This window comes from Streptomyces sp. A012304 (assembly GCF_026008495.1).
Lineage (GTDB): Bacteria > Actinomycetota > Actinomycetes > Streptomycetales > Streptomycetaceae > Streptomyces.
The window spans coordinates 53,097-64,294 of sequence record NZ_BQUN01000100.1; the positions used below are offsets into that span (position 1 = coordinate 53,097).

Consider the following 11,198-nt stretch of genomic DNA (forward strand, 5'->3'; position numbering starts at 1 on the left):
GCGAGTTCGTCGATTACCTGGCCTCGCTGAGCACGGAGGTGTGTGTGGCGGCGAGGCAGGCGGCGATGACGACGATGGACGGAGTGTCCGACGGGAAGTCAGGGTTCGAGCCGTTGGGACAGGTGAGTCCAGAATCGCCGCCCTCGTTGGTCACGGCCCAGACAGCGCCGGACGGGTGGCGCAGGATGCTCAGCGGGTACCCTGGATCGGCGGTCCAGCCCGCGTCCTCCAGCGCTTCGAGGACGTCGAGGCGTCCGTGCCAGGCGCCGGGCTCGGGCCGGTTGATGACCAGGCGCAGCGGCTGGCGGGGGTCGGTGGAGGCGGCGGCGGTTTCCTGGACACCGGCGAGGAGCGTCTCTTCCGGGATCTGCACGTTGCTGCCGGCCGCCGCCTCACCGGCAGTGCGGGCACGGTGGTGGTGCTCAGTGCGAGCGAGGCCCTGCACGGCACCGCCGGGCTGCTGGGCGGGGACCACGTCCGCTTCGTGCACGAGTTGGTCACCACGGAGGACACCGCCCTCCGTGTCCTCGGACGCCTGACCCGCCGGGGCGAGCGCCGGGTCAGGGTGCTCGCCCCCACCGACGCCGTACGCGAGGACCTGGCGGTCCGCTTCCCCCACCAGCCGCTTCAGGTACGGCCGTTCGCGGTCGCCGACCCCGCAGACCGACTCACCGACACCGACCGCCGACGGGCCCGGGAGGCCTTCGGCATCCCGCCCCACGAGGCGGCCGTGTGCCTGGTCGGCGGCTGGTGGCCCTACAAGGACCCCGACGTCGTCGACGCCGCCCTCGCCCATCTCGACGTCCCCGTGCACGTGCTCGTCATCGGCGGCCCGGCCACCCACAACCTGCTCAAGACGTGGGCGGCCCGGCCGCACGTCCACCTGCACACCCGCCCCGGACCCGTCCCCGAGACGGCGGTCCGGCAGGCGTACGCGGCCGCCGACGCGGCCCTGGTCTCCCGCCAGAGCGGGGTGGCCAAGGAATCCGGGCTGGTCGTCGACGCCGTACGCCTGGGCGTCTCCCTGATCGTCTCCGACCACGACCCGCACCTGACCAAGGTCCTCGGAGGGCAGGACTGGGTGCGCCTCTTCCCCGCCGGGGACGGCACCGCCCTGGCCGACGCCCTGCGTGACCTGGCCTGGTCCCCGCTGCCGAGGCCCGCCGCGTGCGCGGCCGCCGACCTCGGCGTGCCCACGGCCGCCGAACAGACCGCCTTCCTCACCGAGCCGAAGGAGTGCTGATGTCCGTCCTGCCCTCACTGATCGCCGTGGTCGGGCCTGTCGAACCTGCCCTGCTCACCGCGTGGGTCACCCACTACCGCACGCTCGGGATCGAGCGGTTCCACCTGGCCTTCCACTTCCCCGGCCACGTTGATGCCGACCGGCGCCACCAGGTGCAGACCGCCTGCCGTGCGCTCGGCATCGTCCCGGACGCGGTGAGCGACGGGCCGTGGCACGAGCACACCAAAAGTCACGGTCCCCGTTTCCACATCCGGTGGAAACCCGCAGGCCAACGCCGTGGAATTGGGGACCGGCCCCCAAGAGGGGACCGTTACACCAAGGGACCGCAATGGGGACCGTGATCACGGTCCCCGCCGACCGCTGGGGACCGACAACCCCGTGACGGGGACCGCCCAGCCGAACGGCGACGGCCTCCGCCACCCGGTCAAGAAGCCCAAGAGCGGCGAACTCACCGAACCCAACAAGGCGTTCAACGCCGTGATCCGCGGCGTTCACCCGGTCGCCGAGCGCGCCAACGCCCTGCTTGAGGTCACCTTCAAGGCCCTGCGCAGGTCAGCCTCGACCCATCGGCCATCACCCGCATTGCCCGAGCCGCCCTCGTCCTCCTGCCGTTGGAACATGACCGCACAGCCTGAAGATCACGAACCGTCATGACAAGTTACCGAGAAGGATTCATTGAGCTCTTTCAGAGTGACCGCTGATCGGGTGGCCGGCCGGCGTCCCGCAACGCACGAAGCTCCTGTGCCGTTGAGAGAGGTGTTCGACGTCTCAACTCATCAGCGCAGGAGCCTCGTTGGTTCCCTATCCTGCCTCACTCGACGTGCCTCACGCCCTGGTCGAGTGGGTAACCATGCTCATCGTCACCCGTGAGGGTGACCGCCGCTGCAAGCTCCGGCCGCACCAGCGTGCCCTCGTCGCCCTGATCTACCTCCGCCGACACGACCCGCTCACGCAGATCGCCGCCGGGTTCGGAATATCCGTCGGCACCGCCCACGCCTACGTCACCGCCGTCGTCGGCCACCTCGCACGCCGGGCGCCTGGCCTACTGCGGGTCCTGCGGGAAGCCGATCCCGATCACGTCCTGCTCGACGGAACGCTCGCCGAGTGCGACCGGGTCGGCGACAGCCGGGCCGACTTCTCCCAGAAACACCGCCGCCACGGCGTGAACGTACAGGTCATCGCCGATCCCGCGGGCAACCTACTGTGGATCTCGCCGGCCCTGCCGGGCCGCACCCACGACCTGACCGCAGCCCGCACCCACCGCATCATCCGGATCTGCGAACGCCAAGGCGTGCCCGTCCTCGCCGACCGCGCCTACATCGGCGCCGGCTCCTGGGTGACCACACCAATCAGACGCCTTCCGCACCAAGACCTCACCGCGACGCAGCGAACGATCAACCGGGCCCTGTCGGCGGCACGCGCACCCGTCGAACGAAGCATCGCGCGACTGAAGTCATGGCGCATCTTCCGTAGAGCTCGCTGCAGTCCCAACCGGATGACCGCCATCGCAGCCGCCGTCCTCACCCTGGAGAGGCAACGCTGAAAGAGCTCATTGCCTGGCTGTCCGGCGCTGCGCCGCTGAAGATTCTTTTACAACTGATTGCCATTTTCAGCTCCCCTGCAACTTCCCTTTGATCAAAGCTGTTTCACAGCAAGTGTCATGTGCATCACGCGCTTCTTAGGGGAGGCACTTCATGGCAGTCAGCGGTCGGCGAGCGAGACGCAGATGGGCGGTACTCGCCACCTCCGCCGCGCTGGGCCTGACGGTCACTCAGGCCCAGGCGGCACCCGGCGGCGACGATCCGTTCGGCGTCCGTGTCCTGGACGAACGGGCCCACCTGCATGAACAGCAGGGGGGCCTGTCGCTTTCGGCGGAGGAGGAACCAGGGGAAGAGGAACCAGGAGACGGCGGCGAGGAGAACGAGCACATCGCCGCGCGGGCAGAGGAGTACGCCCAGGCCCGCACCGCGCCGGGCGGCATCGTGGCGCCGGGCGCGTTCGGGGCGGCGTACGGCGAAATGCTGAAACTGCCCAGCACCAAGGGAGTTTGGCGCAACAACACCCGGCTGCCGTACGACGCCGACGACCCCCGCTACCGGGACATCAACTCCAACTCCAGCGGCGGCGCGGGCAAGGTGACCGGCCGGGTGACCGGCATGGCGGCCGACGACCGCGGCAATGTGTACGCGGGCTCGGCCAACGGCGGTGTGTTCCGGTCGCGGTCCGGCGGCGGCCACTGGACGAACATCTCCGACGAGCTGCCCGCCCTGTCCACCGGCGATCTCCAGCTCGATCCGCGCGGCCGCCTCTGGTACGCCACCGGAGAGGCCAACACCAGCGCGACCGCCTTCCTCGGCACCGGCGTCTACGTCCTGAAGGACCCGCGCCACGGCAAGTTCAGCCGGCGTGACCGGGTCGGTGGCGACGAGCTGGAGTCGACGTCCATCAACGCGCTGCGGTTCGGCGGCGACAAGGTGTGGGCGGCGACCACGCGGGGCGTGTGGAGCCACAGCACCAAGACGCTCAAGGGCCCGTGGAAGCTGGAGTTCGCGCCCAACCCGGACTATCTGCCGGGCGGCCCGAAGGACGACGACGAGAGTGCCGCGTACAAGAACATCGCGAGCGACATCGCGATCGATCCCAAGGACCCGAACAAGGTCGTTCTCGCCATCGGCTGGCGCAGCGGCGACACCTACAACGGCTTCTACACCAAGGGCCGTAACGGCTGGGAGCGGCTGACCGACCTCGGTGAGCTGCCGACCAACGCGGAGGACGTCGGCAACGTCAGCTTCGCGCGCAGCGCGGACGGGTCGCGGTACTACGCCATCGACCAGTCGCCGCAGCAGATGGCGACCAACCCGGACAGCGGCCTCGCGGGCATCTACGTCTCCAAGTCCGGCTCGCCGACCGGCAAGTGGACGAAGATCGCCGACTACAAGCAGCTGCGCGACTCCGGCTCGGCGCTCACCGGCGACGGCTACCAGCCCGGCATCCAGGCCTGGTACAACCAGTTCCTCACCGTCGACCCGAAGAACCCCGACCATGTGTACGCCGGTCTGGAGGAGGTCTTCGAGACCAAGGACGGCGGCAAGACCTGGACCGTCCCCGGCCCGTACTGGAACTTCGGCTTCGGCTGCTGGTCCATCGACCCGGCCAAGCAGTCCGGCGACTGCCCGCAGACCACGCACCCCGACCAGCACGCGGTGGCGATCGGCAGCTACTACGGCAAGCCGTACGTCCTCGTCGGCAACGACGGCGGCGTCTACCGGCGCCCGGTCGACGGCAGCGCGAACGCCGACGGTCACGCCACCGACTGGACGTCGCTGAACGACGGCACGATGGACGCCCTGCAGTACTACTCGGTGGGCGTCGGCATCGACCCGGACAGGCGCGGCATCGCCGTCACCGGCGGCCTGCAGGACAACGGCCAGTCCATGCTGCGGCCCGGCGACCGCGTGATGGGCTCCAACTTCGGCGGTGACGGCGGCGACACGATCACCGACCCGGACAACGGGTGCAACATCGCCGAGGAGTACGTCTATCTCTCGGTGTCCGTCACGCAGAACTGCGCGGTGAACGACGGCAGATGGATCGACGACCCGTCGAAGGCCACGTCGTACTCGGTCGCGCCGCCTGACAACGAGACGGCCGAGGCGCGGTTCATCGCGCCGCTGAGCGCCGACATCAAGGACAAGAACACCTGGGTCGCGGGCGGCCGCCACATCTGGATCAACACCAAGGGCTACGGGATCCGCAGCGGCAGCGAGTGGTTCAAGGCCTTCGACCTGGGCGAGGGCCGCGCCGCCACGGCGGTCGCGTCCTCCGGCGGCAAGGTGTACGCGGCCTGGTGCGGCCCCTGCAACAACCAGGGCTTCGCCCGGGGCGTCGCGGTCGGCAACGCCGACGGCACCGGCTGGCGCGATCTGAACCTGCCGGCCGAGAGCACGGTGCCCAACCGCTACCTGTCCGGTCTCGCCGTCGACCCGGCCGACGCCGACCACGTCCTGCTCGCCGTCAACGGCTTCTCCCGCAAGTGGACGGAGGGCCCCGGCGCGGGCGTCGGCCACCTCTTCGAGACCAAGGACGGCGGCGTCACCTGGACGGACATCTCCGGCAACCTGCCGGACGTGCCCGCCAACTCGGTGGTCCTGCTGAAGAACGGCACGATCGCCCTGGGCACGGACCTCGGCGTACTGGTCCGCACACCGAAGTCGTCCGGCTGGAAGGTGGCTGGCACCAACCTGCCGACCACCGCCGTGCTCCAGCTCAAGACCGGTCCGGACGGGCACCTGTACGCAGCCACGCACGGACGCGGGATCTGGTCCATCGATGTACGGCGTCTGCGGTGATCCTCCGACGTACGGCGGTCACGGTGACGTGAGCCGGAGCAGCACGACCTGACATGCGGAGGCGGGGAGGCAGGGGAGGCGGGGAGAGGGGCCTGCGGTCCGATGGACCAACCAGATGACCGTTTGACCTCCTCCCCAGCCTTTCGACGCGTGGCCGTGCGCTCCGCGCACTCAGGGTCGCGGGCATCAGTGATATGCCCGCCGACGTTCGCCGTGTGCGTCGCGGCTTCCCCTGGCGAGGCGGCGGTCGTCGAGGTCGACGGGCAGGATGTCGCCTCCTCTGTGGATGCGTACCGGATCACGCAGACCGTCGCCGAAGGCGCCGGCTACCGGATGCTGCTGCCGCTCGATGCGCCTGAAGCGTGGGACAACGACACTGTTCTGGTCGTCGAGGCCCGCGATGAGCAGGCCGTGGGCCGTAGGGACCGGGTGACGGCGCTCGGCGAGGTCTCGTCGTTCCCAGTGCTGCGGACCCGTGTGGCTGGAGGAGCACAGTCGCCCCCTCAGAACCGCGCATGCGATCTTCACCGCACACGGCTCAAGCAAGTCCCTGGGTCGGAGATTCGACAGCAGCAAGGGGCTGATGATCCCGCCTTGTGGAGTTCCCTCCACCGTCGGGGCCGTACCTTCCCCTGTCCATGACACCAGACTTGAGCCGTCCTCGGATCATTTCCCTGGCGGGGAGGTTTCCTACGGCTTCCAGCCGGTAGTGATGGTCGATCCGAACCGCTTGATCGGTACGCCGCGTCCCCGGCGGGATGCCGGACGGCCTTCTTCACGTCCATCTCGACGTAGACCCGGTCCGCGCAACGCGGGCGGTCGATTCCACGTCTGGCAGGGAGAACAGCCAGGAACCACCCCCTGAACGGAGTGCTCGGTGCTCATAGGACTCCTGACCGCCGTTGCGGCGTCGATTTGTTACGGCACGGGCTCCGTCCTCCAGGCCGTCGGCTCCCGCAAGTCGGCCCGCCGCGAGGCGGCCGCCGCCGGGCACACCAACGGACAGGTCACCGCGCATGGCGGCCCCAGTTTCTCCTCCACCGCCCAGGCCGCGATGACCTGGGAATTCATCGTCGGCACGGTCCTGGACTTTGTCGGCTTCGGGCTCGGCGCGCTCGCCGCCCGTCTGCTGCCGCTGTTCCTCTCCCAGACGGTCATCAGTGCCAACCTCATCATCACGGCCGTGCTGAGCGTCAAGCTGCTCGGCATCCGGCTGACCCGGGCGGAGTGGACCTCGATCGCAGTCGTCTGCTCGGCTCTGGTGCTGCTCGCGAGCGCGGCGGGCCCTGAGGGCAGCGGGCACACACCGCTCACCACCCACTGGTGGCTGCTCACGATCTCACTGCTGCTGATGGCGGGCGGCACGGTCCTGGTCCGGCTGCTCGGCGCTCGGGCCGCGATCCTGGCCGGTCTGCTCTCCGGTCTCGGCTTCGGCGCCCTCGGCGTGGGTGTGCGAGTGCTGAACGGGATCGATCCGTTCGATTTGGGCACGCTGCTCACCGACCCGGCTCTATACGCCATTCTGGTCGCCGGAATCGGCGGCATGTACCTGCACACCGTGGCGCTGCAGATCGGCTCGGTGAACGGGGCGACGGCGGCGCTGGTGGTCGGCGAGACCGTGCTGCCCGGCATGATCGGCGTCTGGTGGCTGGGGGACGCCGCACGCCCCGGCTTCGCCTGGCTGGCGGTGACCGGCTTCGTCCTGGCGGTCTCGGGCGCAGTCGCGGTCGCCTGGTTCGGCGCGCCGGAGAACGCCGGGAAGGACGTCCCGGTCCCGACCGACACCCCCACCCAGAACCCGGCGCTTGCCCAAAACCGAGCCTAGTGGCGTCGGGGACTGGCGCGGTGGCCGCCGCTGCGTGTCCAGTCCCGCCGCTGCAAACCGTACGTGCGGTTCTCCCGCATGCGGCTTTCCGGCATCCATCACCGGCCGGCATGCCTGTCGCCCTGCGCACGGCGTTGTCACGTTGTTGAGTGCGAGGCATAAGGCGAAGACCGTATCCGAGCGACTTATCGGACGAGCAGTGGGCGTAGATCGAGCCGATGATCACGGCTGGAAACAGGACCGTGTGAGGCGGTCGGCGACGGGAGACCCCGGGACCTGTGATCTCCGGGAGGTCGTGAGCGCGATCTTCTATCAGAACCGGACGGGCTGTCAGTGGCGCTATCTGCGCGACCAGTCGATGCCCACAAGGCAGTGCCGCGCAGAACGGATTCAGCACATACAAGGACGGGAAGTCCCGTGAACACGCGAGAACCACGGAGGGGTGTTTTCCCAGGCCAGGCACCCCGAGACTGACGTTTCCGCAGGTCACAGCACCACCCAGGGAAAACTCCTAAAGCGGGTGGCGCAGGTTCGAATCCCGCCGGGGGCACCAGGCAAAAGGCCCCGGACCGATCATGGTCCGGGGCCTTTGACATCTACTTCTGACATCAACGGGGGCGGTCACCCGCGACCGGGGCGCTTCTTCCGCAGTAGCCGTCCATGTGGCTCATGGCCCCGCGCTGGGTGTCCTGCACGACGTGCGTGTAGACGTCCATGGTGATGCTGATCTGGGAGTGGCCCAGGATCTCCATCACGACGCGGGGAGCGACCCCGGCCGCGGTGAGGAGGGTCGCGGTGCCGTGCCGGGCGTCGTGCAGCCGGATCACGCGGAGGCCGGCGGACTGGGCGACGCGAGTGAAGGAGCGGTAGAGGTTGCGCGGCTCGACCGGGCGGCCGGTGCGGGTGGCGAAGACGTAGTCCGACTCCTGCCACCTCTCCCCCGCCCTGGCGCGAGCGTCCGCCTGCCGCATGCGGTGCCAGCGCAGGGGCGCGATGCACAGAGCGGGCAGCGGGGCGGCGCGGCGACGGCGGCTCTTGGGATCGTCGTCGCTGGCAGGGCGAAGACCCCGACAAGGGACCGCTGACTGAGCGTTTTCAGAGTGGCCTGCTGTGGTTCTCGCCCGCACTGCCGGGCCGCACCCATGATCTGACCGCGGCCCGCACCCACCGCATCGTCCGGATCTGCGAACGCCAAGGCGTTCCCGTCCTCGCCGACCGCGCCTACATCGGCGCCGGCCCCTGGGTGACCACGCCGATCAGACGGCTCCCGCACCAGGAACTCACCCCGACCCAGCGGACGATCAACCGATCCCTGTCACCAGCGCGAGCGCCAGTCGAACGAAGCGTCGCGAGGCTGAAGTCCTGTCGGCGACTTCTTCGGGCGCACGGTGTCGAGCAGTCGCGGCGACAGGGCCGGCGGCAGGAGCCACAGGCCCGCGATGCCGATGGTCGTGACCATGACGGTCAGCAGCACGGCGACGACGTCCTGGTGCGCGGAGCCGAAGAAGCCGGCCATCCAGGACAGGGCGACGACGAAGACCATCATGAATCGCCAGCGGGTGCGGCCCATGAGGAACGGACGGTCGTCGGTGCTCCACCACCAGGACGTGCTGGACATCGTGGTGAAGCTGAACGCGGCGAGCGGAACGATGATCGGCAGCCAGAAGCGCAGATCGTCGTCGGCCGGCGCAGGCCGCCACCGCACCGGTTCAGGCTCCGGTCGCCCTGGCCGCGCCCGAGCGCCCCGCCCGTCCGGCCGCGCGCCCGGCGACGTCGCGGCGTCCGGCGGCGAAGCAGGCCACCGCGCCCGCGGCCGACCCGCGCTTCCCGCACGGCCCGCTCGCCGTGCTGGACGGCGACGGCTCCGCGTACGGCGTCGACGGGATCGTGCTGGACTGCCCGGCGACCACGATCGTGGAGCTGGTGGAGTGGACGCTGCGCGACCCGCTGATCGTCCTCACCGCCGCGGCCGCCGTGAAGCTCGGGCTGCCCGAGCGCCTGGAGGGCCACGAGCAGCGCCGCTCCCTGCGCCTGCCCGAGGACCACCCGGTCGTCAAGCAGGTGGTGAAGGCGAAGTGGCGGCTCACCCAGCGCGGGTTCGGCCCCTGGGCAAGGATCTACCGCAAGGCGCAGGGGCGTGAGCGGCAGTGCGTGCAGCTGGCGATCCTGTCCTGGGACGCCCTTGATGAACGGGCCTGGCCCGGCGTTACGGAGATGGAGCCGGCCGACATCGCCCGCGTCCTCGGCGTCTACGCCCAGCGGGTCATCACCCCGCGCGGGTCGACGGCCGTGTCCGGTCTGGAGCTGATGACGGCGCTGCGCCCGCCGACGAAGCCGGAGCGCGATGAGGAGACCGGCAACTGGGTCTCCGGCTACAACCCGGGGTCCCTGGGGACGGAGCCGATGGACCCGGCGCCGCCGGAGGCCACCCCGGAGCACCCGGTCGTCGTTCAGTCCGGCTGGACCGGCGGGTTCCTCAACGAGGAGGCGTACCAGTGGGTGCGGTCGGTGGACTCGCTCAGCGATGAGGAGTGCCTGCTGCCCTTCGCGGTCGTCCTGGACCTCAACACCGCTGCCGTCATCAGCAAGGCTCGGGTCAACATGCACCGCAAGCTGAACAACATGGCGAAGATGACCGGGCTGTTCCCGCTCGCCGTGCTGTCCGACTGTGTCGTCCACCCGTCGCCGGGCGCGAGCCCGCTGGACTTCCTCCCCTACGCGGCCTCGGGCAAGCCGCAGCCGGGCGGCTTCCGCCTCGGGCCGACGCCGGGCCTGGCGAAGCTGGAGGGCGTCCAGTCGATGCTGTGGGCGGTGGAGCTGATGGAGAAGGGCCTCAACCCGGCCCGCCACATCAAGGGCGGCGACGCCGTCCTGGACGAGGGCGAGTAGGCCGTGGCCACCGGCGCCGCCCGGTCCGCTGCTTGGGGCGGATCCGCCCCAAGCTCCGCGCCGTCGCTGGAGGCCGGCGCGGAGCGGGAGCGGACGCTGGACCGCCTGGAGGCGCGCATGGAGGCCCTGCAGTTCTCCCTGCACGTCCGGGCCTCGCCGCGGTTCGAGCTGTGGCGGCATGACCTGCGCGAGACGCGCGAGACCTGGATCCACCTGGTCGACCCCGACGGCCAGGGCAGGCGAGATCGAGAACGCCATCGAGCGGGCCGACCGGGAGGCGTTCACCAAGGAGTCGCCCAAGGCCCTCAAGGGGCAGATCGGCTTCCTGATCAAGCAGTTCGGCAGCGCGAAGGCCGTCGCCCAGGAGATCGGCGTCACCGCCGACTCCGTGAACAGGTACCGCCGCGGCGCCCGCAAGCACGCCCGCGCCGACGTCGCCGCGAAGATCGACGACGCCGTACGACAGCGGTGGCAGCCGCTGGTGCGCAAGCGCCGGCAGAAGCAGGCGGCCACCAGCACCGGGATCACCGTGGAGACCCGGGCCCGGTTCGGCTACACCGCGCCGGTCGGCACGACCGACGACGGCCGCTTCCGCAGCCTCACCGTGCACCTGCCCCCGCAGTACGCGCAGCGCCTCTTCGACGCCCGCGACGCGGGGGCAACCGACCAGCAGATGCGCGGAATCATCGCCGAAGGATTCAAGGAGGTCTATTTCCAGGACGGCGGAGCCCGTGCCATGGGACTGTCGGATGTGGAAATCAACGACATCGACTACCTGGATCTCGACTACTGAATGCATCTCCATCAACGGTCCCAGCTACCGACTCAATGAGCCGAAGCACGGTAGTTGTCACATAGGCAGTCTTGTTGTCACCTGGGAGGTGCGGCGCCG

Annotated in this window: 9 protein-coding genes and 5 pseudogenes; 10 read left to right on the forward strand and 4 right to left on the reverse strand. The window is 69.8% G+C overall.

Annotated elements, in window-relative coordinates; all coding sequences use genetic code 11:
- Window positions 1-13: 13 nt before the first annotated feature.
- Window positions 14-373 carry a hypothetical protein gene (locus tag ALMP_RS25585; RefSeq protein ID WP_264932196.1) on the reverse strand — a complete coding sequence of 120 codons (360 nt, stop codon included), beginning with the start codon at window positions 371-373 and terminating at the stop codon, window positions 14-16.
- A 45-nt stretch (window positions 374-418) separates the two neighbouring features.
- Here ALMP_RS25585 and ALMP_RS25590 point away from each other — a divergent pair, with 45 nt between their 5' ends.
- The 5 genes and pseudogenes from ALMP_RS25590 (at window position 419) to ALMP_RS25610 (ending at window position 5,592) form a co-directional block, all read left to right on the forward strand.
- Window positions 419-1,243, forward strand: coding sequence for a glycosyltransferase (locus ALMP_RS25590; RefSeq protein ID WP_264932198.1), 825 nt, complete (start codon window positions 419-421; stop codon window positions 1,241-1,243).
- The gene (locus ALMP_RS25595) at window positions 1,243-1,584 is read left to right on the forward strand and encodes a hypothetical protein (protein ID WP_264932200.1); all 342 of its coding nucleotides are present in this window, start codon (window positions 1,243-1,245) and stop codon (window positions 1,582-1,584) included. Before ALMP_RS25590 ends, ALMP_RS25595 begins: the two co-directional genes overlap by 1 nt.
- Before the next feature lie 61 nt (window positions 1,585-1,645).
- Window positions 1,646-1,878, forward strand: a pseudogene (locus tag ALMP_RS25600) (transposase family protein); the annotation flags it as partial.
- Between the two features lie 158 nt (window positions 1,879-2,036).
- On the forward strand, window positions 2,037-2,786 hold the full coding sequence (locus tag ALMP_RS25605) for a transposase (protein ID WP_264932202.1): 750 nt from the start codon (window positions 2,037-2,039) through the stop codon (window positions 2,784-2,786).
- Window positions 2,787-2,937: 151 nt separating this feature from the next.
- Window positions 2,938-5,592, forward strand: a complete 2,655-nt coding sequence (locus ALMP_RS25610) for a glycosyl hydrolase (RefSeq protein ID WP_264932204.1) — start codon at window positions 2,938-2,940, stop codon at window positions 5,590-5,592.
- Between the two features lie 186 nt (window positions 5,593-5,778).
- Here the strand turns inward: ALMP_RS25610 and ALMP_RS25615 are convergent, their stop codons facing one another.
- Window positions 5,779-6,168 (reverse strand): hypothetical protein, encoded by a 390-nt coding sequence (locus tag ALMP_RS25615; protein WP_264932206.1) that lies wholly within the window; start codon window positions 6,166-6,168, stop codon window positions 5,779-5,781.
- A gap of 301 nt (window positions 6,169-6,469) precedes the next feature.
- Between ALMP_RS25615 and ALMP_RS25620 the strand changes: the two genes are divergently transcribed.
- Window positions 6,470-7,417 carry a hypothetical protein gene (locus ALMP_RS25620; RefSeq protein WP_264932208.1) on the forward strand — a complete coding sequence of 316 codons (948 nt, stop codon included), beginning with the start codon at window positions 6,470-6,472 and terminating at the stop codon, window positions 7,415-7,417.
- Window positions 7,418-7,626: 209 nt separating this feature from the next.
- Window positions 7,627-7,766, forward strand: a pseudogene (locus tag ALMP_RS25625) (transposase); the annotation flags it as partial.
- A gap of 272 nt (window positions 7,767-8,038) precedes the next feature.
- Here the strand turns inward: ALMP_RS25625 and ALMP_RS25630 are convergent.
- Window positions 8,039-8,466, reverse strand: a pseudogene (locus tag ALMP_RS25630) (tyrosine-type recombinase/integrase); the annotation flags it as partial.
- 56 nt (window positions 8,467-8,522) lie between these two features.
- Here ALMP_RS25630 and ALMP_RS25635 point away from each other — a divergent pair.
- Window positions 8,523-8,780: pseudogene (locus ALMP_RS25635) on the forward strand (transposase family protein); the annotation flags it as partial.
- Here ALMP_RS25635 and ALMP_RS25640 read toward each other — a convergent pair.
- Window positions 8,733-9,122 carry a hypothetical protein gene (locus ALMP_RS25640; protein WP_264932210.1) on the reverse strand — a complete coding sequence of 130 codons (390 nt, stop codon included), beginning with the start codon at window positions 9,120-9,122 and terminating at the stop codon, window positions 8,733-8,735. The pseudogene ALMP_RS25635 and the gene ALMP_RS25640 overlap by 48 nt on opposite strands.
- On the opposite strand from ALMP_RS25640, the pseudogene ALMP_RS25645 reads away from it, so the two are divergent.
- Together ALMP_RS25645 and tpg are read left to right on the forward strand one after the other, a co-directional pair.
- A pseudogene (locus tag ALMP_RS25645) lies at window positions 9,101-10,306 on the forward strand (hypothetical protein); the annotation flags it as partial. The gene ALMP_RS25640 and the pseudogene ALMP_RS25645 overlap by 22 nt on opposite strands.
- Window positions 10,307-10,484: 178 nt before the next feature.
- Window positions 10,485-11,099 carry a telomere-protecting terminal protein Tpg gene (tpg, locus tag ALMP_RS25650; protein WP_264932211.1) on the forward strand — a complete coding sequence of 205 codons (615 nt, stop codon included), beginning with the start codon at window positions 10,485-10,487 and terminating at the stop codon, window positions 11,097-11,099.
- The last annotated feature ends 99 nt before the right edge of the window (window positions 11,100-11,198 follow it).